Below are 24,647 nucleotides of genomic sequence, written 5' to 3'. Positions count from 1 at the left end.
TTGATTCCAGTGCCATTCCCAAGAAATTTTAAAACCCAAAAATAAGAGCCATCAGCTCGATTCAATATTGTAGGGCTGGAATTCATTCCAGTTAAATTTCAAGTCAATATAGTAAAGAGCCGTAGGTTCGATTCATATCAAGTCATTGAAAACATATTTTTCATCAAAAGGGATTTTGAATTTCTCTAAAAATTGTAAATATTCTTCTTTAAAGGTTTGCTTTTTATGATGTTCTTCTTGATTTGCAATATATTTATAGACGGCATCAATTTGTGATTGCCCATAGGAGAATGCACCATAACCTTCTTGCCACTCAAATCTTGAATTTGTCAAATGGTGGTCATTAATATATTTAGATGATTTTGCCTTTGTACTTTTCATCAATTCCGAAATAGAAATCACAGGTTTTAGTCCAATTAGACAATGAATATGATCTTCGACACCGTTTACGATTATTGTTTTACAACCAGTTTCATTAATTAAGTTTCCGATTACACCCAATAATTTTGATTTCCATTCTTTGTCAATAACAGCTTCACGATATTTAACGGCAAAAACAACTTGAATGTAAATCTGATAATAGGTGTTTGGCATTTTAATTTTTTTATTGGATTAAATAATAACTGCTTTTAAATGATTCGTTCCTACGGAACTTAAACGACAATTGTTCTGTTTTCAACGGATTAAAATCCGTCGCTACAATATCATTCATTCCTACGGAATTTACAATTTGTAAATAAAAGAGCCATCGGCTCGACCAATATTGTAGGGCTGGATTTTAATCCAGTTTAAAAATGAAAATTAAAAAAACCAGCTGGCCACAAAAATTGCTGTAATCACACAAATTATATCCACCAAAAGCATGGTACCTAAAGCATAACGGGTGTTTTTGATATTTACAGAACCAAAGTAAACAGCAATCACATAAAAAGTACTTTCGGCACTGCATTGAAAAATACTGCTCAGTCTTCCGGTTAAGGAATCTGCACCAAAAGTGTTCATCGAATCGATTAAAAACCCTCGTGATCCTGCAGAACTAAAAGGACGAAGCATTGCAACCGGCAAGGCATCAGTAATTTGTTTATTCACACCCATATTCGAGAATATAAAAGCAATACCATTACTGATAATTTCGAATAAACCACTGTTTCTAAATAAAGAAATGGCTACTAGCATTCCTAAAACATACGGGAAAATAGTAACTCCGGTTTTAACGCCATTATTTGCTCCTACTACGAATGCATCAAAAACGGTCGTTTCTGCTTCCTTAAATTTCTTTTCATGGATAAATGAAAAAATAAGCGTAAAAACTATTATGACAAGTAAAATCAATGCCGATAGATTTGTTGTGAAAAAGTTTTTCCCAATCAGATCCAAATGGTTTACGTACATCAATAATCCGATAATGGCAGCAATTAAGACCATTAATGAAATAACTAAAGAAGCACTTTTGAAATTGATTTTTTGTTTGATTCCGACAATTAAAAACGCCGCTATTGTTCCAATAAACGAAGTTATAATACACGGAAGCATAACATCTGCCGGATTGCTCGCACCTGCAGCAGCGCGGTAGCCAATAATAGAAGTTGCTATTAATGTTAAACCCGAAGCATGCAGGCACATAAACATAATCTGTGCATCGCTTGCTTTGTCTTTTTCGGGGTTTATTTCCTGTAAACTTTCCATTGCTTTAAGACCAAATGGGGTTGCAGCAGAATCTAATCCTAAGAAATTAGCGGCAAAGTTTAAAGTCATGTATGAGATTGACGGATGGTTTTTTGGGATACTTGGAAACACTTTTACAAACACTGGGCTCAATGCTTTAGCCAGTTTTCCTGATGCTCCGGAAATGATTAAAAGCTCCATTAATCCACAGAAAAAAGCCAGATAGGCAATAAGCGGAAGAATTAAATCGAGCAAAGTGTTTTTACAAGTTGGCAGTAAGCCATCGGATTTTTGAACACCGCTGAAAATTTTTACGGTTTTATTTTTATAAACATAAGTCGTGTCGGGATTAAGCGTATCACGATTGATAATCATGGTTTGTTCCGGTGCTTTTTTAATGCTGTCTTTGATAAAAGCAGGAAGCTGTTCAGCATATTTTTCAGAAATTAGAACCGGGTCATCTTTTTTCCCATTCAATACGTAATCAATAGTATACGTATTGGCAGTAAATAAACTGACTACAATAAAGGCAATCGAAGAAATAAAAATAGCTAACCAGAATCTACTTAATACCATAATTATATTTTTTTGTAAATGTAATTATTTCAGAATATAATGCACAAAGATTTTACTTATGAAAAGAGAAGTATTTATCAGAAATGGGATGTTTTTGATGAAATTTATGTTTATTCAATAATGATTTTAGTTTCTAAATAATTTTCAAAAGGTTTGATAGCTTCAAAAATAAGTGCTTTTTTCCTTTGCGGAATGGTTTCAAAAAAATTGGTTTCTATTTTTGTATGTCCCTTTTTCAGACTACGTTTCCATATTCCGATAACTTTTTCATTTTCAATAATTATTGGCCAGAAGATGCCATTATTGGTAAAGGCATTGGCCTGATGTTCTTTCGCAATAGTTATTTCACGTGTTTTGTATGAGATTAAAATTTCATCAAAAGAAGGAAGAAAATGAATCTTTTTTGGCGTATCGAGTTCAGAAGTAAGCCCTTTTTTGAACCAATATTTTTTACCGTCAAGTTCCACAGAATCAAGTTCTGATTCGATTGAGAGCACGGCGAGTTTTGCAGTTGTAGCAGGAAAACCTGACCACCACGTAAAATCCGGCAATGTTGCAGGACCATGGCTCTCAAAATAACGTTTTGCCAGTTTTGCCAATCCTTCTTCTTTAGTCAGTTTTGTTTTTGTTTTCGGAATTTTTTCTTCGAGTAAAGAATAGGTTATTTGCCGGCCTTTCATGTTTCCGTTGCAAACCAAACCATCAAGTTCAGCATATCCCATTATAAGGGTACTGGAGAAATTTTGGTCAGTTTCTTTTTTGAAACCCAGTTCACGTATGATTTCTTCGCGGGTGAGGCTTTTATTATTCAGTAATATCTTCTCGATTGAAGCGTTGATTTTTTTTAGTTTTTTTTCATCTAAATCATATTTTTTAACTGCTGAAAGTATAATTTTTTTCACTTGTGGTCCTGACAGATCCAGCATCCAATGAATATCCTCAGCTGAAACAAAATGCCAGGTCGGGCGTAAAATATGAGTCCGAATAATTTTTCCGGAATTAATAGCTTCTTCAATACTTTTTTCAGTAGCATCACATCGTGAGCCAATTGCCCATTTTGCCATTGTATAATCCTGTGCCTGCATAGCACCTAAATGATTTACAATTTCCTGAGGTTCATGAAAATTTGTTTTCAGGATTTTCTGAGAAGCCATTCTCAAAAGAGCTATTTCCGGATGTGTCATTTTCTAAGTTTTGATTAAACCATATAAACTATATAAGTTCATTTAAGTGCTTTGTCCTGAATTGTTTAGGTTATTCATTTCTCGTAAAGACAAGACGTAAAAAGTTTCCATTGTGGACTTTAACCTTTACAACTCTGCAACTTTGTATCTTAACAAAATTAAACATGAATAATTTCATCATCAATCAATAAATCTTCACGGCGTAAACGCAGGAAAATCTGTGCGACGGCAATTGTATCCTTTTCGCAATAAGTAACAATTCTGTCAATGTCTTTTTCTACATAAAAAACATGAGCGACCTGACTTCCGTCGATATCTCCTTTTGGAGAAGGAATCCCAAGGATTTTAGTCAATAATTTTAAGGAAGTAAAATGCTTGTAATCGCCAAACTTCCATAATTCTAAAGTATCTAAATGCGGAATTTCCCAAGGTTTTTTCCCAAATAAATTAAGTTTGTTCGGAATTGCTATCTGATTGATAATCATACGTCGGGCAATAAACGGAATATCAAATTCTTTGGCGTTATGTCCGCACAAAATATGCTGTGGCTGATTAAAATGATTGTTCAGCAGATTATTAAAATCACGAAGGATCTTTTTTTCCTCTCCAAAAAAGGAAGTCACCCTAAAATTTCGAATATCGCCTTTAATCGTAAAATACCCAACCGAGATACAAATTATTTTACCAAACTCTGCCCAGATCCCAGCCCGCTCATAAAATTCTTCCGGCGAGAATTCGTCTTTTCGCTGATATTGGGTTTTATGATCCCAAAGCGATTGCATTTCAGTGTCAAGTGAATTAAAATTTTCTTCTTCCGGCACGGTTTCTATATCCAGAAATAGAATGTTGTTGAGATTTATTTTTTCAATCATTTTTTTAGTTTAAACACAGATTACACTAATTAACACAGAATATTTTGGGTAAAACAATTACTCCGAATTTACTGTTTTGTAAATATAAAGCTATAATTTAATTTGTGAAAATCTATGAAATTTGTGTTTTAAAACAAACTTTGCTGTTTAATTGGGTTTTCATGGTCCAAAAGCCATTTTTTACGCCATATCTCTCCTGCGTAACCGGTAAGTGAACCGTTTGTTCCAATTACGCGATGACACGGAACCACAATCCAAAGCGGATTTTTACCATTTGCCGACGCTACTGCACGAATCGCTTTTACATCGCCAAGCTTTTTGGTCTGATCCATATAACTCACCGTTTTTCCGTATGGAATATCGAGTAAAGACTTCCATACTTTTTGTTGGAATTCTGTCCCTTTTGGATTTAATTTGAGTGTAAAATCAGTTCTTTTACCTTCAAAATACTCTTGTAATTGTAGAACAGCTTCCTGAAGGACTTCTGGAATTTCAGCCGAAACTTCTCCTTCTTTCATTACCGAAATAACAGAAATACCATCTTCATCACCAATTATTGTTGTGATTCCGAGAGGGGATTCTATGTAAACTGTCTGTTCCATTTTTTTAGTTAACTACAAAGTTCGTAAAGTTTTTGTTTTAAACCATATAAGTTATGTAAGTTCATTTAAGTTTTTGAAAGACTTCTATTTACTTTAAAAAAAGGTGTCATCCTGAGCGGAGTCGAAGGCTTGTGATATAGAAAAGGGCTTCGACTCCGCTCAGCCTGACAATCGATTTAGGGCTTATAAAAAAAGATCTAATAATCTTCTGGTTTAAATTTATAGTTTAAAACACGCTCTGTCTTTTCACTAGAAATAGTTTTTTTGATATTCGATTTTTCAGAACTGAATTTGGGTAAAGCCAGATTTAAATCAATAGCTTTTTGTGTATAATATGCTGAACGGGTAGGATGGAAGGGCGCAACAGCATTAAAAACTTCATTCCATTTTGACTGATTAATGATTTCCTGAATGACACCAATACAATCATTTTGATGAATTAAGTTTACTGGCGCATCCGCATTTTCCAGGTTTTCTTTTCCTGCGAGAAATTTTACAGGCTGACGATCTTCTCCAATCAATCCACCAAAACGTAAAATGGTAGTTTCGAAGTTTCGATTATTTTGCAAAAGAGCTTCCGCTAAAAGCAGTTGTTTGCCGCTTTCTGTATCCGGATTTGGCTCGGTTTCTTCCGTGATCACTCCATTTTCATCACCGTAAACAGAAGTAGAACTCACAAAAAGCACTTTTTTTACGGTTGATTTTTCTATAAACGGAATCAGATTCTCGATTTTTTTGACGAACGTCATTTCGAGAGGAGTTGGGAAACTCGCTGCGCTGCCTCGTAATTTCGGTGGAATATCTATAATTAGAGTCTCGCTTTTTGCCAGAAAATCAGTTATGGTTTTAGAAACACTTTCGTTTTCAAGCGCTCCTTCGACTTCGCTCAGGATGACAAGAAATGGATTTATTCCAAGATCTTTGAAGATTGAAAGTTTATTTTCCGAAGTTGTCGATCCATTTACTGAATATCCTTCTTCGATTAATTTTTTCGCCAAAGGCAATCCGAGCCAACCGCAGCCTAAAATACTAATTTGTGTCATCTATTTAAAGGTTCAGGGGGACAAAGGTACAAAGGTTCAAAGTGCGAACCTTACTTAGGAAAACATTTTCTTTGCGTCTTCGCGACTTTGAGATTAAATGATTACAAATCCAGTGTAAGTGATAAATATTACAACTCTAAAGTAAAACGGACTTTTTCTTTTCCTTTAGCGCCAATTCTGTGATAGAATTTAATGGCTCTTTCGTTGAATTGTGGTGTTTGCCATTGAATATTGATACAATTTTTCTCAATTCCAATTTGCCTTAGCTTTTCAATCAGAACTTCCCCAATTCCGAAACTTCTGGCTTCTTCCTCCAAAAATAAACAATCCATATACATGAAAGTAGCTGCATCCCAGGTCGAGTAATCGAAAGTATAAGAAACATATCCAACAATATCTTTGTCAGTAGCAACAACCAAACAATATAATTTTGGATTATCGCCAAACAATGCTTCTTTCAAGCCTTCTTCTTTTCCTTCCGGAGAAAAATCGGCTTTTTCAAATTCTGCATGTTTTTGGCATAAAATAACCAGTTTAGGCAAGTCCTGTGGTTCACAATTTCTTATTGAATATTCCATTGAAGGTTGATTTCTGTTTGTAAAAAGGTAATGAAATGATGAAAATAATCAGGATAATTCTCATTCTCCCGAATGGCAATAAAGTGTTTTCTCTTTAAACCGTTTTTGCCAATTTTAACGGCTTTTATCGGGCTGTTTTTTAAATGTGGTAATAATGCCCATTTTGCCATCGACATTACGCCCATATCGGCTTTAACCATTTCCAGAGAAGCTTCGGTTAACGGCAATGGTGTAATCTTTCTTGGTGTTACTTTGGCAGGAGCCAAAATAAACTGATGAATCGTAACTGTTTCCATCGGAAGTGAATGAATCAGGAGATGTTCGTTGATAAAATCTTCGGCAACGACATATTTTTTATCTGCCCAGACATGATTTTCTGAAACCGCCATTACAACTTCATCCTGAAAAAGCTCCATGTATTTGATATTATTATCTTTTATCTGATCGCTGACGATTGCAATATCGATTATATTTTCTAATAGTTTTTGTAACGGATAATGTGTTGCTTCGGTAACAATTTTCAACTCGACGTTCGGATATAAAAGATGAAATTGCTTTAAAACCGAAGGCAGCCAATGATAACTTGAGAAACATTCGGTACTGATTCGGATTTCGCCATGTTCACCAAAAACCATTTGTTTGATCTGAGTCTGTGTTTGAGAAAGCTTTTCCAGGATTTCATTCGCCAGAGCGTAGATTTTTTCGCCGGCTTTGGTTAAAACAAGTTTTTTATTTGTTCTTAAAAAAATGGCTGTACCCAATTGATATTCTGCTTCTTTTAACTGATGGCTCAGGGCTGATTGTGTCAGATGAAGTTTGTCAATCGCTTTGGTGATGCTTCCTTCTTCGACAATCGCTTTTATCAATCGTAAATGACGTATTTCCATTTTTTGAGAATTAGTATACAAAGAAACAAAATTTTAGGATGGGTTTTCTATGAAAAAAAGTAATGGAGTTGATGAATTCTTTTCGTTTTTATGGTATTTAGAGTTTGGCTACTTTTGGAAAAGTAATCATTAAAACTGTAATTAAAATGGAAGCACAAATTAAATATTATGAAAATAAATTAGCATTCGAATGGGATTCTTCAGATTTATTTACTGCCTTAAATAATGGAGAAAATGTAATTGTAATTGATCCCAGAAAAGCATTTGGTTTTGAAGAAGAACATATTCCGACAGCGATTAATATACCGCATCGCGAAATGACGGTTGAAAGTACCAAACACTTAGACAAAGACACTTTATATGTGACGTATTGTGACGGAATTGGCTGCAATGCTTCGACAAAAGGCGCTCTGAATATGGCAAAATTGGGTTTTAAAGTAAAAGAACTGATCGGAGGAATCGAGTGGTGGAAGCTGGACGGTTATACAACCGAAGGTACAAAAGGAATTCAAACGGGTTTGAAGGTTGAATGTGCCTGTTAAAGAAAAAGGGCAGACTTTGTAAAGTCTGCCTCTTTATGTTGAAATAATTTTATTCGATTGCGATGTTATTTTCTTTAGCAATTTTTTTGAATAAATCTTCCTTGTTTTCTGTCTTCATCTTTTGATAAACAGTTCCTATCATAAGCTCAGTATCTTTTGTGTAATCGGATTTATTTTCTGTGTAAATTCGATGTGCGATAAAAATATTATTCAAAGCTTTCTCATTATCATTGAGTACAAAATAGTTTTTTCCTGCTCCAAAATAACCTTCAGCATTATTGGGTTCATATTTTATGAGTTTTTCATAATAAATAATGGCTGTTTTATAGTCAGATTTTAAAGAATAAACAACACCAATATTCATTAATGCAAAATCACCTTCCGGAAAAATTTCCAGTGATTTTTTATAATATTTTACAGCATTATCATAATCATTTAGTTGTCTGTAACACATTGCAATGTCATCTAGGGCCAAAACAAATTTTGGATCGTTTTTTAATGCCATTTGCAAACTTTCAATGGCAAATTTATGTTTTCCATCCTGCATTAAATCTTTAGCAATTATATACGAATTCTGCGCTTGTTTATTTTTTGACTCAGCATAAAAAGTGTTTTTTTTACCTTCAGATTCAGTTTCTTTTTTAGAAATTTTATCACATGTTTTACTCAAAACAGCATTTGATTTTTGAAGAAGATTTTGCATGCCTTCGACAGTATTTATTGATTCTCTTACTTTTATATCCTTATCTTTTAAAACCACATCAACCATTGAGCTACTTAAACAGGAAGTGTAAATTTCTTCTGTTATTGTAGCATTTTTATTTAAGCAATCACAAGCTTGTTTTGCTATATTTTCTTCAGTTGTCTGAGAAAATCCGTTACTGAAGTTCAGGGTTATTAATACAATCAGAAATATTTTTTTCATTAAAATGGTTTTAGAAAAATTACTTATTAATAACTTCTTTTTTAATTTTCATTATAGGTTTTAAACTGTCTTTTGCAACAACTACACTGTCTTTTATCGGCACAGTCTGAAGCGGTACATTCAAAGGTGCACTAGATCTTTTTATTTTTTGCTGAACTAAAACAGCATCATTTAAAACAAAAGGGGTAGGCATCATCCAGTAACTTCTTGGTTTAATATCAAACAATGGATTTGTCATTAAATCAAAAGAACTTTCAATTAAATCCATATCAAAAATGGACGATTTGTTGATGTAGAAATCTAAAACAAGAGGTTCATTGCCTACAACATAATAACATAGAATTTTTATATCATCTCTGTTTAAACGATTTCCTTTTTGTCCTAAAGTTGAAACACCGTTTGCCTTAAAATTGTAAAAGGTCATTTTAGGATTGGCAAAAATATCGTAGCGGTTTACTTTTCTGTTTGGAATAATTTTTATTTTTAAATATCTATTATTTCCTGCTACGCTGTCTTTAAGGAATGCTATGGTTGGTTTTCGTACTTCAACTACAGGTGCAATTGCGCTGTAAGTAAAACGTGAATTGTATTTGCTGGTGATTGGAAAATCATTCAACCCAACAGCTTTTTGATTATTTTCTCCTAAATAGCTTTTGGTCCAGTTGTCTAAGTTTACGTCATAAGTTGCCCAGACAGCAGTGTTAGTGTTGGCGTTTAGAATATAAACTAAACTGTTTGATTTTGCTTTTCCGTATTCGTAATCCGAATGATAACCCGCATATATAAAAAAGACAATCGAAACAGCAAAAAAGAACATTGTCCACGCTCCTTTTTTTACAAAAGCACCAAATACCGGAAGTAATAAACCAAAGGTTAAAACAGTAAGTACAGCACTGCCATATAGTATTTTTAGCCCTAAACCAATTGGGAACATCACAATAAAGGGAGCTACAATTGCCAATGCCGGAATACTAAACAATAAATTTAATCCTAAACCTGACTGCTGTGTAAGGACATAGATTCCAAATAAAAGGATTCCAAAATAAACCGGGATAATCAGAAAGCCGGCACCTGTCAGGCTATTGGCTAAAAACATATTGATAACAATCCATAGAAGTAAAGGAGAAACAAAATGGTTCATCGTAGATTTTGTTTCAGAAAAATGATGGTAAAAAGCGAAACAGATTGCAATACTAAGTGTTACAAATGCCCCAATATAAGCGTGTCCGTTATACGTAAATCCGTTTAGCAAATCATTGTATTGCGGATAGATCTGCAAAATAATTTTCCATCCTAAAAAAGTTACCAAACCTGCAATTATTACTGAGCCCAATAAGGGTACAAAGCCTTTTAAAATATCCCTGAAAGAAATAAGGTGCTTTACTTTTCCAACAAAGATGAAAAATATTAATACACCCAGTGCAATAATTGTCATTGGAAAAACCCATGAAAACGGATAACTGATAAATGAAAATGGTGCACTAAAATAGACATCATCTCCTGTAGCATTCGTTGCATTTAAATCAGTATTCGAAAAATAGTTTAATAAAGGCATCAGATACGCTCCCTGATGTGCAAGTGTTGTTTTGTTTAAATGTTGAATGTCGTCTTGCTGGGTATGGTAATTATAATGTCCGTCGATAAAAGCAAAGTTAAATCCCTGAATATTTCCCTGTTCCCTGAAAACGGTCAAATCGGTATCGTTTGGAAGCATTTTGTAAATACTGTACATCAACGAATTTGAAACCGGATAACGGGCTTTTGCATTGGAGAATTCTTTTACAAGGGCTTCATTTCCTTTATTGGTTTCCATCAGCATATAGCTTGGGCCTGAAGAACCTCTGGCTTCAAAATTTAAAACCAAGCCTACGTCTTTTGCCCATGGGTGTTGATTGACAAAAAGTGCGGCTCCGTTTAATCCTAATTCTTCAGCATCAGAAAAAAGAATAATAATGTCGTTTTTATGGGGCTGTTTGGCATATAAAAAGGCACGGACTCCTTCAAGAATTGTAGCAACTCCCGAAGCATCGTCACTTGCGCCTTTAGAAAAGGAATGCGGAGCGCTGTCATAATGTGAAAGTAACAAAAGAGCTTTCGAATTATCGGTTCCTTTTATGCGTGCCAGGATATTTTTAGATTTCACTAAAACACCTTTGTCATTGAGTGTAAATCCTTCCTGAACACTAGTTTCCAAACCAATTCTGTTCAATTCAAGTTTAAGATAATTGGCTACTAATTCGTGATTTGTTGAACCTACATAATGGGGGCTGTGCGCTATAATTTTAACCTGATTGAATGCTCGTTCTGTTGAGAAATCAGCAAGGGCTTCTTCATCTTTAGAAATCCATTGAGGCATCATCGAAGCAAATATGACAGCTAAAATTATTAAAATACATATGAAGGCTAATATCGAAGTGGGGCTTTTTTTCATAATATAAGTACTAAAATTCTTTTTTTACGAGCATAAAATAATCATTGTCTAAGGAACGGTATCCTTGGTCATACAGGAAGTAGTAGGTGTTTCCTGTTTTGGTTTGCAATATATTGGTAAAGAAATCAAAATCAAAACCTTTATTTATCATTTTATCTCTTGTTGCTTTAGACTTTCCTTCAGAATTGAGCTCGGCCAAAATCCGATAATTTTTACGCAGTTTGTTGTTTACATTTCGCATGAAATTAGTACTGTCTTTATTTATTTTGTTGTTGTAGGCGTTCCGACAACCGTCAGAACAAAACTTTTTATCTTCCCGGCCTACAATTTTTTCGGAGCACTCGAGGCATGTTTTCATGGATTTATCTTTTTAATTTCATACAAATCATTTCTTCTGTCTTTTAAAATTCGTACACTTCCGTGTTCATGAAGCTGTTTTAGTAAATTCAAATCAACATCAACGATCAAAGTCATCTCGGTATTTGGAGTTGCTTCGGCTTTGATACCATTACTCGGAAAAGCAAAATCTGATGGTGTAAAAACGGAAGCCTGAGCGAACTGGATATCCATATTATTTACTTTTGGCAAATTTCCAACACAGCCTGCAATCGCAACGTAACATTCGTTTTCTATCGCACGTGCCTGAGAGCAATGTTTTACACGTGTGTAGGCATTTTGGGTATCAGTTAAAAAAGGTACAAATAAAATATTCATGCCTTCATCTGCCAATAATCTTGTAAGTTCCGGAAACTCTACATCATAACAAATCAAAATACCAATTTTACCGCAATCAGTATCATATGTTTTAAATTCAGATCCTCCTTTCATTCCCCAGTGATGAACCTCATTTGGAGTTATATGTATTTTAGAATACATTTCAGAAGTTCCGTCTCTTTTGCATAAAAAACCAACATTATACAAGTTGCCGTTTTCCAGATGAGGCATGCTTCCGGTAATAATGTTGATATTGTACGAAATGGCAAATTCCTGAAAGCGCTTTCTGATTGGGTCCGAATATCGGGCAAGTTCCCGAATAGCTTCGGCTTCTGACAAATGGTTGTAATCAGCCATTAAAGGAGCAATGAAAAGTTCCGGAAATAAAGCAAAATCACTTCCGTAACCCGAAACTACATCTATAAAAAATTCTGCTTGTTCGAATAAGGCTTCGATATTATTCAATTGGCGCATCTGCCACTGAATTAATCCTAGACGAATAACACTTTTTTCAAGATTAATTAGTTTCGGACTTTCGTCATAATAGACATTGTTCCATTCTAAAAGAACCGCAAATTCTTTAGATTCTTCGTCACCTTCCAAATAGTTTTTGATGATTCGCAAAACGTGAAAATCGTTACTTAACTGAAATGAAAGTACAGGATCATGTAATTCTTTATGTTTTACTTTATCAATATAATTTTTTGGCGTCATTTTTTTAGAATGCTGCGCATAATTCGGAATTCGTCCTGCAAAAACAATTGCTTTCAGATTAAGCTGCTCACATAATTCTTTTCGGGCATCGTACAAACGTCTGCCTAAACGTAATCCGCGATAATTGGGATGAATGAAAACATCTATTCCATATAAAATTTCCCCATTCGGGTTATGTGTAGAAAAACTATAATCACCAATAATTTGTTTATAATTGTGTTTTTTGTCTACTAATTTTTCATCGACAATTAGCGATAATGCAGATCCTACAACTTTGCCATCAACTAAAATAACTAATTGGCCTTCAGGAAATATAGAAAGTAATTTTTCTATATCATTGGATCTCCAATATGAATTTGCCATCTCCGGATAGGATTCTACCATAGAATTTTTTAACTGTTTGTAGTCGTCAAATTCTAAATTTCGTAGTTCTACCTTATTGATTTGAGTTTGCATGTTGGCGATTTCTCTCAAATGTAGTAAAATATTTCCACTTACAAACGGTTACAAATAGTTACAACCGAAAGTAAATAGTTTGTAACCGAATAAACTTTTTGAGTCATCGCATCTTTGCATCGTTGAATTTGACGAACGAATTCAATTTTATATAAACTTTTAAATAGTATACGCCATGAATGCAATGAAAAACAGAGTACAATTAATTGGAAACGTAGGTAACGATCCTGAAATCAAAACATTGGAAAACGGAAAAAAATTAGCACATTTAAATATTGCTACCAATGATAAATATACCAATGACAAGGGTGAAAAAGTGGAACAAACCGAATGGCATCGTGTTACTGCCTGGGGAAAAACCGCCGAAATTATTGAAAAATATGTAGTAAAGGGAAAAGAAGTTGCTATTGAAGGAAAACTAACACACAGAAGTTATGATGACAGCAACGGAGAAAAAAGATACATAACTGAAGTGGTTGTCAATGAAATTCTACTATTAAGCAAATAACGTTTGACTAAATTTGATATAACCCGATTGCTTTTGATAAGGCAATCGGGTTTTTTATTTTCATTAAAATGTAATTATAAAACAGAAGCGCCATTTATGTCGGTTGTAAGCACTTCGCTCATATAGTCGAAAAAAGGCCTCATGTTTTTACATGTTTCTAATGCTTGTTCTAAAAAGAGCGGACTTAATACTTCATTATCAGTAAAACGTTTAATGATTAAAAACTGTTTGTAGCGAAGTAAATCGATGGCTTCATGATTTACATCAAAACCTTTTGGTGCTGTTTTGAGCTGTTCACCTTGTAAAGTTCCAAAAGTGCTGACAAAAGATTTTGAATTCAGTATTTTTTGCATTGGACTGGAATCATGAGCAAATTCGGTTCTTATACGTTTTAAATCTGCAGCATTTGGTCCCCAAAAACCACCGGCAAAAAAACTGTTTCCTTGTTCCAGATGAAAATAATAACCGCCACGTCTTTCCTTTGTTGCGCGGGTATAGCTGCCTCCCCAAAAAGTTTTAAAAGGAGTTTTGTCTTTAGAAAAACGAATATCACGATAAATTCGGTAAACACTTTTTTTTCCGGAAGATGTTTCTAAAACATCAGTTTTAGAGAGTTCCTGAAGCAAAGCATCTGCAAAAATTTCAATATGATTTAATTCCTTTAAGTAGTTTGTTTTATTTGCTTCGAACCAGGGTTTGTTATTATTTTCTTTAAGCTGACACAAAAAATCAAGACTGGATTTGGGTATAACAATGTCGTTTTTCATAATTAAATTTGGAGTCTTTTAAAATCAGAAGAGGATTGTAATTTAAACTAAAAACCCACCAAATTTTTGGTGGGTTTTGTATATGTGTTAAGCAGTTTTTTTGAATAAGTCATACATAGGACAACGCGAGCAGCGTTTCTTCTCGCTCTTTTTGAATTTCTCACAGCAAGTTGACTTGCAGTTTTCAATTTTCTTAATGTTTTCAAGGATTTCTTTATTCTTCTTTTTCTTTTTATCCTTCTTCTTGTCCTTGTCTTTAACTTTGTCTTTCTTGCTCACGATCATCTCAATTATAAAACTGAGACAAATATAAAAGAATAATTATTATTTTTATGTATTCTAAATAAACTTTAACTTTTTTATTTTGGGTTGATGGCGATTGAGCTGGTAACTGTTAACTGCTGAATATCACGATCAAACAGGTAAAGTCCGCCTTTGTCATCCCCAATCAGGTTGATTTTGTCCAGAATAGATTTAGCAGTAGCCTCTTCCTCGATTTGTTCTGCCACATACCATTGTAAGAAATTATGTGTTGCATAATCTTTTTCCTCAAAAGTAATGTGTACTAATTCGTTAATAGATTCTGAAACAAAAATTTCATGGTTATAAAGGGCTTCAAACATTTCCTTAAAAGTAGAATAGCTGGTTTTTGGCGCTTTTAGATCGGTAATCTGAGCGTGTCCTCCGCGTTCGTTTACATACTTTATTAATTTAAGCATGTGTGCACGCTCTTCGTCTGATTGTGTGTACATGAATTGTGCGATTCCTTCTAATCCGTGTACTTCAGCCCAACAAGCCATAGAAAGATAAGTTTGCGAAGATTCTGCTTCTATGCGGATTTGCTTGTTTAAAGCCGTTTCAATATTTTTTGATAGCATGATTATGTCTTTTTTGTAAAGTTAAAAAAAATAATTCAAACCATTTTTTGAAACATGGAAAACATAAGAACATTTGGATTAATTCTCAATAAACTTAATTTTGCCAAATGAGAAGGGTTTTGAAAATTGCGCTTTATTCATAATTGGATTTCCATTATCTTCATTTATAAAACCATCCGTAAATTTACGCATGATATATTGTTTTGAATTCTGGTCGTAATAGCCTAAAATGTAGTAATCTTTTAGCTTAAGAATATTTTTCAGTGAAATATTTTTATTGATACTTAGATAATAAAAAACATTATCAATAGCCAGAGGCCCAGATTGTTTGTTGTTTACAAATTCCAAATCGGAATTAAGCATGGCATCAAAATAAGTCATTTTGTTTGAATATTCTGAATATCCGCCAAAGTCATTATCAAAAAAATCTGCCAGTGAATTACTTTGTATGTAGTCATAACCTGAAAACTGATATTCTGCAAATCCGCCAAAGGATATAAAGATATTTTTCTTGTTTTTAAAAGCTGTTATCCCAGCGTTTAGAGTCGAAAGCTGTTTTAAAAATTTGCCAGTGGTTTTTATTTCCTGAGGTCTTTTTTCGTTTATCTGTAAAAAGAATGGTGAATTTTTAAAATCAATGGTATCTTTTTTTGAAACAGTTACACTTTTAAGCGTTTTGCCTGAATCAAAATCTTTGATGTCAAACAATAATTCTTCTTTGTCTGCCTTGATTTGCAATAATTTATTTTCGTAAAAAAAGGAATTTGAAGTTTTTGATGGTTTTTTAGTGATAGGCTGATCAAAATTTTTCTCGGTAACATCAACGGTGGCCAGATTAAGATCTAAAACCTGAGTTTTTTTTAAACTGTAATCAAATGTCAAAAGAATATGCCCGTCTAATACATACATCTTGCTTTTGTTAGCCGTTTTGTCTAACGTATTAAAATTGTCGGCATCCATTTTTTCAATGGGATAATATCGAATAACGGTGTTAAAAGCCAAACTTTGTCCATTATCATTTTGAAATGGTATTGCCGATAAATCAAACATTTTTACCTCGCAGTTTCCATTGTTGAATTTATAGAGCAATAAATGCTGTTTGCTTGTTTCTTTCGACAGAATATAAAAAACATTGTCTTTTTGGAAGGAAGTGATGATGTATTCATTGTTTAGGGGCAAATCGAAGTTTAAAGCCTTTGAAGTTTTTGTTCCCAGATAATATTTAATAATTCTTATATTTCTTAAATTCTCTGTTGCCCAATAAAGGATTAGATTTCCGTCATCACTGATGCTATGTCCAATTATAGATCTGTTTTCTGCATTTTTTATAGAATCAGTATATTGGTTCGTCAGGAAAAGGGATTTATTGTATTTTAAGATATTGATGTATTTATCATCTGCTGCGAAAACATAAATGTCGTTGGTTTTTGCATCCTCGATATTTAGGATTTGCCCTTTTTCTAAAGGCCTGTTTAGATTTAATGAAAAAGAATTCAATATCGTCTGACTTAATAAGACAGAATTATAAAAGATGCAGAAAAGAAGGAATAATTTTTTCATGTATTTTTACGCTCAAATATTGTTCCGAAATCTTTTTACTGATTCATTAACTCCTGAAAATGATCAACAAATTGACCTACATGCAATCCGTCCATTAAACCATGATGAACATGTACAGACATTGCTATAGTTTTTTTACTATTGTCTAAGGTAATCATTTTTCCAAAAGAAATTTTAGGACAGCTATCGGGAAAGGGATAACTCCTTGCATGCGAAAGCGAAGTGAAGTTCAGCCACGGAATTGACGAGAAATGAATCAGGTTATCATCATCAAATGATCGGGTAAAAAGACCAGTAGTGTTTTGAATGCGTTCAATTTCGGCCAAAGCTGTTTTTTCGAAAATGCTTAAATCAGGATGGTATTCAATTAATGAAAATCCAAAAGTGCCATCTTCCCGACCAATTGTTGCCGAAGCATCGATGCGGTCATTGATATAAATTTTCTCTTCGGAAATTCGATATTTGAAATTTTCAATTGAATTTACGGCGACTAACGTTTTGTGCAAATAATAGATAAAAAAAGAAACATTCAGGCTTTTTGCCTTTTGATAGGCTTTGGTACAGTCAATTTCAACAGTTGCACCAAAAAAAGGTTCTTCCATTTGTTTGAAATGTGCAAAATGCTCCTTTCTGTTCCAGTTCTCTAAATCTAAAAGTGTTTTCATCATAGTAAATTATGGACCACTTCGGTAATTTTTTCGAATGAACTAAAATGCTCGTGTTCTACTTTGTGACTAATTTTTTCATGTTCCCAGGTGGTGTGAAACGGAATATGAACAGCGTAACCGCCAATTCCTAAAACTGGTAAAACATCTGATTTTAGTGAATTACCAATCATCAAAAATTCATGTGCCTGAATATCCAAACGGCCCAGTAATTTTTGATAATCAATTTCCTGTTTATCAGACATCACTTCGATATGGTGAAAATAATGCCCTAATCCGGAACGGTGCAGTTTACTGTGCTGGTCTTTTAGGTCGCCTTTTGTGGCAACGACTAATTTGTATTTGCCATGTAAAGCTTGTAATGTTTCTTCGATTCCGTCAAGAAGTTCGATTGGTTTTTCCAGTAATTCTTTTCCGTATTGAATGATTTTTTCAATCACCTCAACAGGAATTGTATTGTTCGAAATATTCATCGCCGCTTCAATCATCGATAAAATATAACCCTTGATTCCGTAACCGTATAATGGCAGGTTTTCAATTTCAATTTTGAATAATTCCTGCGAAATACCCTGATGCGAAAGATAATCTTCCATCAAAGCACAAAATTTATGTTCGGTTTCCTGAAAGTAAGGTTCATTCACAAACAAAGTATCATCAGCATCAAATGCGATTACTTTTAAATTGGGTATTTTGCTTTTATGTAACATAGCTGTTTTGTTTCAGGTTTCAGATTTTCTTTGTTTCAGGTTTTTTGCCACTAATTACACTAATTTTCTCTAATTTTTTTGCCACAGATTAAAATGATTTCAAAGATTTTTAAAAAATATCTGCGTTAATCTGCTTAAATCAGCAAAATCTGCGTAAAACTTTTCGATATAAAATAAAAATAAATCTGCGTAAAATCCGCTCAAATCCGTGTCATCCGCGTTCCCAATACTCGATCCTTAACTTTTAGAAAACAGTCTTTTTAACGAGATTGTCTTGTCGTAAAAAGTAATTCTGATTCCGAAAAGTAAAATGATTCCGCCAAAAACCATTTGTAAAGTTATTTGTTCTTCCAAAAACAACCAAGCTAATATTGAAGAAATTACTGCCTGACTTAATAAACTCAACGAAACTCTGGTTGCGCGCATATGCTGCGTGGCGTAACTAACCGAAAGCCAGGCACACAATTGACAAATTACAGCCTGAAGGATTAATACAAACCAGCCGGTATTCGAAAATCCGGTAAAAGGTTCATTTAAGAAATAACAAAGAATTCCTAAATAAATGCTCGAAGCCAATAAACTAATCGTCATAAAGGATAAAACATCAACCTCAGAAAGTACATTTTTACTGACCAAAAGATAAATCGAATATAAAATTCCGGAGAGTACAGCAAACAGAAAAGCCTGATCAAAATTCAAATCCATAAAAAAACCGAATCCAACCAAAGTCACCATTCCAAATAAAGAAACAACAGTTCCGATCCAGAAGTTAGTTGCAGGTTTTGATTTTAAAAATAAAAAAGAACCAATTCCGACCCAAAGCGGAGATAAATTGGTCAATAATGAAGCCTGTGTAGCACTTGAATCCTGAATGGCAATATTCCAAACGGCAACATCAGAAGAAAATAAAACCCCGCAAAGCGCTGCTAAAAGTGTAAATTTTAATGTTGGAAGTTTAAAGTTTTTACTCAAAAGTACATAAGGCAAAAGCAAAGTAACCGCAAAAAACATTCGGTAAAAAGCCGAAATTAATCCCGGTGCCAGTTTCAGTTTAACCAATATTGGGAAGATTGAAATACAAAGTATCCCGCAGATTAGAGCTAATCTTGGTTTTGTGAGTTTCATTTATTTCGATTTTCTAATTGTTTCCATCTGCAAATTTTCTAATAATGTATTCTTTCGCATCTTTATCATAATAGCCTAAATAATAAAGACCATCTACCTTAAATAGGTTTTGAGCATTAACTTTTTTGTTTTCTTGAAGAAAGCTACTGATTTTATCATAAGCCAAGGGTTGTAAATCTCCTTTTACATGATTGCCATCTTTATCAAATAAACTAAAAATCGTTACGGCTTTACGTCCAGTATAAGAATTAAAACTTTCCATAGACGGACTATAAACAGCAACAGAAATCAAAGCGCCAATAAGTCCAAATTGACTTAAAACGGCTTGTGTTCCTCCAGAATTATCACTGGAAACACTTCCTGTGGTTAGTATAATATTTTCTCCTGTTTGATAACAGGAAATACCGGAATTTTGCCCATTTAATTTCCTGATAAACTGTGATGAGGTTTCTAATGTTCGTTCACCACCTCCAAAATCACCACCTTGTTGGCTAATCTCTGAATTTTTAAACTCAATTGGATTGTCACCATTTGCAACATATTCCTTTACCAAATTACCATTTATATCTTTTATAGTTAAGTAAAATTTATTCGGTGAGGATTTAATTTGATATAATTTATTGCTCATAAAAAAGGAATTATAAGTTAAATTACTTGTGCCAAAATTCTTGAAAGGAGTTTGTAGAATATTTTTTGAACTTATTTTATAATTCTCTAAATCTATCTGAATTACTTGAGTGTAATTTTGGTCTGTATCGATAGTAATTACAAGTTGATTTTCTACAAGATAGCATTTTCTTTTTGCAGCAGTTTTTAATAGTGGTGTGGGATATTCAGAATTGATTTTTACTAATGATAGAGGTCTTTCAAATGGCATAAAATCTTCCTCAAAAGTGTCGTATAAATTTGTACGGTGATAAAATCTAATACCGCTTAAGTCAATATCTTTAATTTCTAAATTTCCTTGGTTGTCAAAAGCATATATTTTAAAAATATTACTTTTTTTCAATATGGTTAAAATGATGAATTTGTTTGGAGCTGAAAACTCCTGAAGATATACCTCATTTTTAAATTCTAAATCAAAACTTTTGTCTAATGTTTTATTCTTTTCGGAATCAAATGATTGTAAAAGGATTTTCTTTTGATTTGATGATGCCCAAAATAATGTAGTTTTATTATCGGAAGCAATATTCCCAATCATTTTTGAATAACTTTTGTCCGGTTTTTGGGTTGACACAGAATCAATAAATTTCATTTGATTATCAGGACGAATTGCTTTAATTCGATTTTCATCTGTCATAAACATGGTAGTTTGTTTAGTCAAGTCGTTAACAACCTGAAAAATCTGTACATTTTTTTTCAATTCAACTGGTGTTGAACTTACAATTTCCTGTGAAAAAGAGAATAAACTATTTAAAAATAAACTAGCAAGAAATATTTTTTTTATCATTATTAAGGTCTGTTAGTTTTTTAAGTTTCAACGAATATCTAATTTTTTTACTAAAAAAAACTTCCTGATAGAAAGGAATTTTTAAAAATCAAAAAGCGTGAATCAATTAGAATGTTTAATCGATTCACGCAATTTTATAAGGTTTATAAAACGTTAATTTACTGTTTCACCATTCGGAGCATCAGCATCCGGGTTTATAAAAACCAATTTCCCTTCTGCATTTGTAGTCATCAGAATCATTCCCTGACTTTCAACGCCACGTAAGGCTCTTGGTGCTAAGTTTGCTAAAACAGAGACGCGTTTTCCGATAATTTCTTCCGGAGAAAAACTTTCTGCAATTCCGGAAACTATGGTGCGAACATCAATTCCGGTATCTACTTTAAGAACTAAAAGCTTATTTGCTTTTGGCATTTTTTCTGCTTCCAGAATTGTTCCAACGCGAATGTCCATTTTTGCGAAATCCTCAAACTGAATCAACTCTTTTTGAGGTTCCGGTTGCTTGCTTTCGGCTAGATTAGCGGTTTTTGTAGCTTCCAATTTATCTATTTGTTTTTGTATTCCTTCGTCTTCGATTTTTGCAAAAAGCAATTCGGCTTCACCAATTTGGTGTCCTTCCGGAATTAATTCAGAATTCTCTGCAACATCATTCCATTTCAATTTGCCTTCGTTTTTTAATATTCTTGATAATTTTGCTGCAGTAAAAGGCAAAAACGGCTCAGCCAAAACGCTCAAAGCAGCTGCAATTTGCAAGGCTACATACATTTGGGTTTTTACACGCTCCGGATTGTCTTTCATTACTTTCCAAGGCTCTTCGTCTGCTAAATATTTATTTCCTAAACGGGCAACATTCATCAATTCGCCCAAGGCTTCACGGAATCTGTAACGCTCAACCGAACTTGAAATCACAGCCGGATACGCTTTTAATTCTGCCAAAGTATTTTCGTCAACCTCAGATAATTCATTCGGTGTTGGGATATATCCATCGTAATATTTATTGGTTAAAACAACCACACGATTAATGAAATTTCCAAAAACAGCAACCAATTCGTTATTATTTCTAGATTGGAAACTTTTCCACGTAAAGTCATTATCTTGTGTTTCAGGTGCATTAGCAGTCAATGCATAACGCAAAACATCTTGTTTCTCCGGAAATTCTTCTAAATATTCATGTAACCAAACCGCCCAGTTTTTAGAAGTCGAAAGTTTGTTTCCTTCCAAATTCAAAAACTCATTTGCAGGAACATTATCCGGCAAAATATAGCTTCCTTCGGCTTTCAACATCGCAGGGAAAATAATACAATGAAAAACGATATTGTCTTTCCCGATAAAGTGAACCAGTTTTGTGTCTTCATCTTTCCAGTATGGTTCCCAGTCTTTTCCTTCGCGGGCTGCCCATTCTTTGGTAGACGAAATATATCCGATAGGCGCATCAAACCAAACATATAATTTTTTTCCTTCGGCACCTTCAACCGGAACATCAATTCCCCAATCAAGGTCACGCGTTACTGCACGAGGTTCCAATCCGCCGTCAACCCATGATTTAACTTGTCCATAAACATTAGGTTTCCAGTCGTTTTTATGTCCAACCAAAATCCATTCTGTTAAGAAATCAGTGTATCTGTCCAAAGGTAAAAACCAGTGTTTTGTAGATTTTAAAATTGGAGTTTCTCCGGTAATCGTCGATTTTGGGTTAATCAAATCCGTTGCATTTAAAGTCGATCCGCATTTTTCGCATTGATCGCCGTAAGCTTCAGGATTGTCACATTTAGGGCAGGTTCCCACAACAAAACGATCCGCCAAAAACTGATCTGCTTTTGCATCGTATAATTGTTCCGTCACCTCTTCAATAAAATCACCGTTCTCATAAAGTGTTCTAAAGAATTCCTGAGCCGTATCATGATGAATTTTAGCCGAGGTTCTGGAATAATTATCAAACGAAATTCCGAAATCAGCAAATGATTTTCTAATAATTCCGTCATATTTATCAATAACTTCTTGTGGCGTAACTCCTTCTTTTTTGGCTTTCATCGAAATCGCAACGCCATGTTCATCACTTCCGCAAATAAACGCAACGTCTTTTCCCTGCAAACGCAAGTATCTCGAATAAATATCTGCAGGCACGTAAACCCCCGCCAAATGCCCAATATGTATAGGCCCGTTGGTGTAAGGCAATGCTGCCGTAATAGTATATCTCTTTGGATTCTGTATCATCTTTCAATTTTATTGAGTGCAAAAATAAGCAATAGAATTGAGATTTTGGAATTCCACTGAGATTCACAGAGAAAAAGCACTGAGATTCGCGAAGAATTATATTTTTTTCTCGCAAAGACGTGAAGTCGCAAATAAAATTCGTCCCGGTTTGTCATTTCGAGGAACGAAAAATCACACTCGTGATTCGACAAAGATTGGCGATTTTAGGCACGGAGTTTCTTATGTGATTTCTCGTTCCTCGAAATGACAAGATTATGGAGGAGTGGTTTATAAAATAGAACCAATTTAAACTAGCACTTCTACTCATAAAAACCATTAATAAATGCATATATTTTGCAATCTTTGGCAACAAAAAAACAAAGACATTATGAGCAAAACAAAATTAATAATCAATAAAAACGGTTCCATAAAAATAGAAGGCGATTTCGAAATCATGGATCCGGAAGGAGTTCTTTATGGACTGCAAGGAAGATCAGCACTTGGTCTTTGCCGTTGCGGGTTATCCAATAATAAACCTTTTTGCGATGGAGGACACCGCAACAACTTCGAACACGATTCGGTTGCATTTGATTTACCGCCAATGAAAACGAATTAAAAATTGTGTTTTCCGGTCAGGATAAAAAACTGCATTTATTATGAATGCAGTTTTTTTATGATTTTAAAACTTTTTTGAAGTAAATTTCAAATAGTTATAAGTTAATTCCTAAAAAACAGTATTATATTTACGGAAATTTTTAAATATCCGGAGAATGAAAAAAACAACAATTTTATTTCTGCTTTTAAATCTTGTTTTTGCTCAGGCACAAACACAAAAGACCATCTCGAGTGATTGGACTTCTTTCAATCAAACGATAGATATTCAGACTTCTGTAAAGAAAAAATTTAAGGTGATTGCTTCCGTAAAAGTAGAAACTGCTGAACCAAAGGCATGGGCGGGAGTTTGGGCAAGGGTTGATAATAAAAACGAAGAAGACGGTTTTTTTGATAATATGAGCGACAGACCTGTTAAATCAAAAGAATGGAAATCTTACACTGTAGAAGGAACAATAGACGAGAATAGCAAATCATTGAGTTTTGGGGGTTTGTGTTTGTATAATGGGAAATTTTACTTTGATAAATTTGAATTACTTATTGAAAATACAAAAGGTGTTTTTGAACCTTTAACAATTTTAAATTCAGGTTTTGAAACAGTCGTAAAAAATGGAGAAATTCCAAAATGGAGTTTAGGGACTAGAAAAAATTCAGTGGTTAAGGTTAAGGAATATAAAATTACTTCAGATAAATCCAATGTTCATGGTAACTATGGATTATTGATTGAAGGAAGCGGCATAGTAGTAAAAGAAACCGGGAGAATTGGAAATGTTGAAGGTGCTTCACCTCAAATTGGAACTATGATTTCGATGCTGGAAGACCTTAAAGATCGTGTTGAACGAACGGTTAAGAATATGAGTCAGTACGAAATAGATTATTTGCACGATGATAAGGCCAACCGAATTGGATCATTAATCATGCATTTGGCTGCGGCCGAAAAGTATTATCAGGTTTTTACTTTTGAAGGCAGAGAGTTTAATGAAGAGGAAAAGAAAA

General features: G+C 33.8%; 24 protein-coding genes. 4 read left to right on the top strand and 20 right to left on the bottom strand.

Going from position 1 to position 24,647, the window contains the following annotated elements; genetic code table 11:
• Positions 1-132: 132 nt before the first annotated feature.
• The 8 genes from tnpA to PMI10_RS20400 form a co-directional block, all read right to left on the bottom strand.
• Positions 133-594 carry an IS200/IS605 family transposase gene (gene tnpA / locus PMI10_RS20435; RefSeq protein ID WP_007811332.1) on the bottom strand — a complete coding sequence of 154 codons (462 nt, stop codon included), beginning with the start codon at positions 592-594 and terminating at the stop codon, positions 133-135.
• Positions 595-801: 207 nt separating this feature from the next.
• On the bottom strand, positions 802-2,241 hold the full coding sequence (locus PMI10_RS20430; RefSeq protein ID WP_007811330.1) for a nucleoside recognition domain-containing protein: 1,440 nt from the start codon (positions 2,239-2,241) through the stop codon (positions 802-804).
• Positions 2,242-2,351: 110 nt separating this feature from the next.
• A complete protein-coding gene (locus tag PMI10_RS20425) occupies positions 2,352-3,425 on the bottom strand; it encodes a winged helix DNA-binding domain-containing protein (RefSeq protein ID WP_007811328.1) in 1,074 nt (357 codons plus the stop codon).
• 158 nt (positions 3,426-3,583) lie between these two features.
• The gene (locus tag PMI10_RS20420; protein ID WP_007811325.1) at positions 3,584-4,297 is read right to left on the bottom strand and encodes a 3'-5' exonuclease; all 714 of its coding nucleotides are present in this window, start codon (positions 4,295-4,297) and stop codon (positions 3,584-3,586) included.
• A gap of 128 nt (positions 4,298-4,425) precedes the next feature.
• Positions 4,426-4,899: a methylated-DNA--[protein]-cysteine S-methyltransferase gene (locus PMI10_RS20415; RefSeq protein WP_007811323.1), complete on the bottom strand. Its 474-nt coding sequence runs from the start codon at positions 4,897-4,899 to the stop codon at positions 4,426-4,428.
• A gap of 197 nt (positions 4,900-5,096) precedes the next feature.
• Positions 5,097-5,942: an NAD-dependent epimerase/dehydratase family protein gene (locus PMI10_RS20410; RefSeq protein ID WP_007811321.1), complete on the bottom strand. Its 846-nt coding sequence runs from the start codon at positions 5,940-5,942 to the stop codon at positions 5,097-5,099.
• Positions 5,943-6,070: 128 nt separating this feature from the next.
• Positions 6,071-6,520 carry a GNAT family N-acetyltransferase gene (locus PMI10_RS20405; protein WP_007811319.1) on the bottom strand — a complete coding sequence of 150 codons (450 nt, stop codon included), beginning with the start codon at positions 6,518-6,520 and terminating at the stop codon, positions 6,071-6,073.
• Entirely contained in the window at positions 6,505-7,407 is a 903-nt protein-coding gene (locus PMI10_RS20400; protein WP_007811316.1) for a LysR family transcriptional regulator, read from the bottom strand. Before PMI10_RS20400 ends, PMI10_RS20405 begins: the two co-directional genes overlap by 16 nt.
• 146 nt (positions 7,408-7,553) lie before the next feature.
• Here PMI10_RS20400 and PMI10_RS20395 point away from each other — a divergent pair, with 146 nt between their 5' ends.
• Positions 7,554-7,949, top strand: a complete 396-nt coding sequence (locus PMI10_RS20395; RefSeq protein ID WP_007811313.1) for a rhodanese-like domain-containing protein — start codon at positions 7,554-7,556, stop codon at positions 7,947-7,949.
• Positions 7,950-7,998: 49 nt separating this feature from the next.
• On the opposite strand, the gene PMI10_RS20390 is transcribed toward PMI10_RS20395, so the two are convergent.
• The 4 genes from PMI10_RS20390 to PMI10_RS20375 are packed head-to-tail and all read right to left on the bottom strand — an operon-like array spanning position 7,999 to position 13,189.
• Positions 7,999-8,874: a tetratricopeptide repeat protein gene (locus tag PMI10_RS20390; protein WP_007811311.1), complete on the bottom strand. Its 876-nt coding sequence runs from the start codon at positions 8,872-8,874 to the stop codon at positions 7,999-8,001.
• A 19-nt stretch (positions 8,875-8,893) separates the two neighbouring features.
• Complete coding sequence (locus tag PMI10_RS20385; RefSeq protein ID WP_007811309.1) at positions 8,894-11,305, bottom strand: M28 family peptidase; 2,412 nt, start codon at positions 11,303-11,305, stop codon at positions 8,894-8,896.
• Positions 11,306-11,315: 10 nt separating this feature from the next.
• A complete protein-coding gene (locus PMI10_RS20380) occupies positions 11,316-11,663 on the bottom strand; it encodes a hypothetical protein (protein ID WP_007811307.1) in 348 nt (115 codons plus the stop codon).
• The gene (locus tag PMI10_RS20375) at positions 11,660-13,189 is read right to left on the bottom strand and encodes a bifunctional GNAT family N-acetyltransferase/carbon-nitrogen hydrolase family protein (protein WP_007811305.1); all 1,530 of its coding nucleotides are present in this window, start codon (positions 13,187-13,189) and stop codon (positions 11,660-11,662) included. The genes PMI10_RS20380 and PMI10_RS20375 overlap by 4 nt, the downstream gene beginning before the upstream one ends.
• 175 nt (positions 13,190-13,364) lie before the next feature.
• On the opposite strand from PMI10_RS20375, the gene PMI10_RS20370 reads away from it, so the two are divergent.
• On the top strand, positions 13,365-13,697 hold the full coding sequence (locus tag PMI10_RS20370; protein ID WP_007811303.1) for a single-stranded DNA-binding protein: 333 nt from the start codon (positions 13,365-13,367) through the stop codon (positions 13,695-13,697).
• A gap of 74 nt (positions 13,698-13,771) precedes the next feature.
• Here the strand turns inward: PMI10_RS20370 and PMI10_RS20365 are convergent, their stop codons facing one another.
• From PMI10_RS20365 to metG, 8 genes are all read right to left on the bottom strand, one after another.
• Positions 13,772-14,464 carry a DUF2461 domain-containing protein gene (locus PMI10_RS20365; RefSeq protein WP_007811301.1) on the bottom strand — a complete coding sequence of 231 codons (693 nt, stop codon included), beginning with the start codon at positions 14,462-14,464 and terminating at the stop codon, positions 13,772-13,774.
• A 359-nt stretch (positions 14,465-14,823) separates the two neighbouring features.
• The gene (locus PMI10_RS20355) at positions 14,824-15,342 is read right to left on the bottom strand and encodes a ferritin (protein WP_007811299.1); all 519 of its coding nucleotides are present in this window, start codon (positions 15,340-15,342) and stop codon (positions 14,824-14,826) included.
• Positions 15,343-15,420: 78 nt separating this feature from the next.
• Positions 15,421-16,902 (bottom strand): hypothetical protein, encoded by a 1,482-nt coding sequence (locus PMI10_RS20350; protein WP_007811297.1) that lies wholly within the window; start codon positions 16,900-16,902, stop codon positions 15,421-15,423.
• Positions 16,903-16,937: 35 nt separating this feature from the next.
• A complete protein-coding gene (locus PMI10_RS20345) occupies positions 16,938-17,567 on the bottom strand; it encodes a chloramphenicol acetyltransferase (RefSeq protein WP_035632491.1) in 630 nt (209 codons plus the stop codon).
• Positions 17,567-18,274, bottom strand: coding sequence for an HAD family hydrolase (locus tag PMI10_RS20340; protein ID WP_007811295.1), 708 nt, complete (start codon positions 18,272-18,274; stop codon positions 17,567-17,569). The genes PMI10_RS20345 and PMI10_RS20340 overlap by 1 nt, the downstream gene beginning before the upstream one ends.
• 237 nt (positions 18,275-18,511) lie before the next feature.
• Complete coding sequence (locus PMI10_RS20335; protein WP_007811293.1) at positions 18,512-19,399, bottom strand: DMT family transporter; 888 nt, start codon at positions 19,397-19,399, stop codon at positions 18,512-18,514.
• 13 nt (positions 19,400-19,412) lie between these two features.
• A complete protein-coding gene (locus PMI10_RS20330) occupies positions 19,413-20,849 on the bottom strand; it encodes a hypothetical protein (protein WP_007811291.1) in 1,437 nt (478 codons plus the stop codon).
• Between the two features lie 153 nt (positions 20,850-21,002).
• On the bottom strand, positions 21,003-23,060 hold the full coding sequence (metG, locus tag PMI10_RS20325) for a methionine--tRNA ligase (protein WP_007811290.1): 2,058 nt from the start codon (positions 23,058-23,060) through the stop codon (positions 21,003-21,005).
• A gap of 367 nt (positions 23,061-23,427) precedes the next feature.
• Between metG and PMI10_RS20320 the strand changes: the two genes are divergently transcribed.
• Together PMI10_RS20320 and PMI10_RS20315 are read left to right on the top strand one after the other, a co-directional pair.
• Positions 23,428-23,655 carry a CDGSH iron-sulfur domain-containing protein gene (locus tag PMI10_RS20320; RefSeq protein WP_035632488.1) on the top strand — a complete coding sequence of 76 codons (228 nt, stop codon included), beginning with the start codon at positions 23,428-23,430 and terminating at the stop codon, positions 23,653-23,655.
• 154 nt (positions 23,656-23,809) lie between these two features.
• Positions 23,810-24,647, top strand: an 838-nt coding sequence (locus PMI10_RS20315) for a hypothetical protein (protein WP_007811287.1), incomplete at its 3' end; no start/stop codon positions are given.

Source organism: Flavobacterium sp. CF136 (assembly GCF_000282055.1).
Lineage (GTDB): Bacteria > Bacteroidota > Bacteroidia > Flavobacteriales > Flavobacteriaceae > Flavobacterium.
Note: the sequence above shows the minus strand (reverse complement) of the source record. Positions and strands in the feature narration are given on the sequence as shown.

Excerpts from the sequence above, each read along its gene's own strand:
- PMI10_RS20420 (WP_007811325.1), bottom strand. The coding sequence starts at position 4,297 with ATGATTGAAAAAATAAATCTCAACAACATTCTATTTCTGGATATAGAA.
- PMI10_RS20330 (WP_007811291.1), bottom strand. The coding sequence starts at position 20,849 with ATGATAAAAAAAATATTTCTTGCTAGTTTATTTTTAAATAGTTTATTC.
- PMI10_RS20365 (WP_007811301.1), bottom strand. The coding sequence starts at position 14,464 with ATGAAAAACGACATTGTTATACCCAAATCCAGTCTTGATTTTTTGTGT.
- PMI10_RS20425 (WP_007811328.1), bottom strand. The coding sequence starts at position 3,425 with ATGACACATCCGGAAATAGCTCTTTTGAGAATGGCTTCTCAGAAAATC.
- PMI10_RS20415 (WP_007811323.1), bottom strand. The coding sequence starts at position 4,899 with ATGGAACAGACAGTTTACATAGAATCCCCTCTCGGAATCACAACAATA.
- PMI10_RS20395 (WP_007811313.1), top strand. The coding sequence starts at position 7,554 with ATGGAAGCACAAATTAAATATTATGAAAATAAATTAGCATTCGAATGG.
- PMI10_RS20355 (WP_007811299.1), bottom strand. The coding sequence starts at position 15,342 with ATGCTATCAAAAAATATTGAAACGGCTTTAAACAAGCAAATCCGCATA.
- PMI10_RS20410 (WP_007811321.1), bottom strand. The coding sequence starts at position 5,942 with ATGACACAAATTAGTATTTTAGGCTGCGGTTGGCTCGGATTGCCTTTG.
- PMI10_RS20400 (WP_007811316.1), bottom strand. The coding sequence starts at position 7,407 with ATGGAAATACGTCATTTACGATTGATAAAAGCGATTGTCGAAGAAGGA.
- PMI10_RS20385 (WP_007811309.1), bottom strand. The coding sequence starts at position 11,305 with ATGAAAAAAAGCCCCACTTCGATATTAGCCTTCATATGTATTTTAATA.
- PMI10_RS20430 (WP_007811330.1), bottom strand. The coding sequence starts at position 2,241 with ATGGTATTAAGTAGATTCTGGTTAGCTATTTTTATTTCTTCGATTGCC.
- PMI10_RS20405 (WP_007811319.1), bottom strand. The coding sequence starts at position 6,520 with ATGGAATATTCAATAAGAAATTGTGAACCACAGGACTTGCCTAAACTG.
- PMI10_RS20350 (WP_007811297.1), bottom strand. The coding sequence starts at position 16,902 with ATGAAAAAATTATTCCTTCTTTTCTGCATCTTTTATAATTCTGTCTTA.
- PMI10_RS20380 (WP_007811307.1), bottom strand. The coding sequence starts at position 11,663 with ATGAAAACATGCCTCGAGTGCTCCGAAAAAATTGTAGGCCGGGAAGAT.
- PMI10_RS20375 (WP_007811305.1), bottom strand. The coding sequence starts at position 13,189 with ATGCAAACTCAAATCAATAAGGTAGAACTACGAAATTTAGAATTTGAC.
- PMI10_RS20345 (WP_035632491.1), bottom strand. The coding sequence starts at position 17,567 with ATGAAAACACTTTTAGATTTAGAGAACTGGAACAGAAAGGAGCATTTT.
- PMI10_RS20390 (WP_007811311.1), bottom strand. The coding sequence starts at position 8,874 with ATGAAAAAAATATTTCTGATTGTATTAATAACCCTGAACTTCAGTAAC.
- metG (WP_007811290.1), bottom strand. The coding sequence starts at position 23,060 with ATGATACAGAATCCAAAGAGATATACTATTACGGCAGCATTGCCTTAC.
- PMI10_RS20340 (WP_007811295.1), bottom strand. The coding sequence starts at position 18,274 with ATGTTACATAAAAGCAAAATACCCAATTTAAAAGTAATCGCATTTGAT.
- tnpA (WP_007811332.1), bottom strand. The coding sequence starts at position 594 with ATGCCAAACACCTATTATCAGATTTACATTCAAGTTGTTTTTGCCGTT.
- PMI10_RS20370 (WP_007811303.1), top strand. The coding sequence starts at position 13,365 with ATGAATGCAATGAAAAACAGAGTACAATTAATTGGAAACGTAGGTAAC.
- PMI10_RS20335 (WP_007811293.1), bottom strand. The coding sequence starts at position 19,399 with ATGAAACTCACAAAACCAAGATTAGCTCTAATCTGCGGGATACTTTGT.
- PMI10_RS20320 (WP_035632488.1), top strand. The coding sequence starts at position 23,428 with ATGAGCAAAACAAAATTAATAATCAATAAAAACGGTTCCATAAAAATA.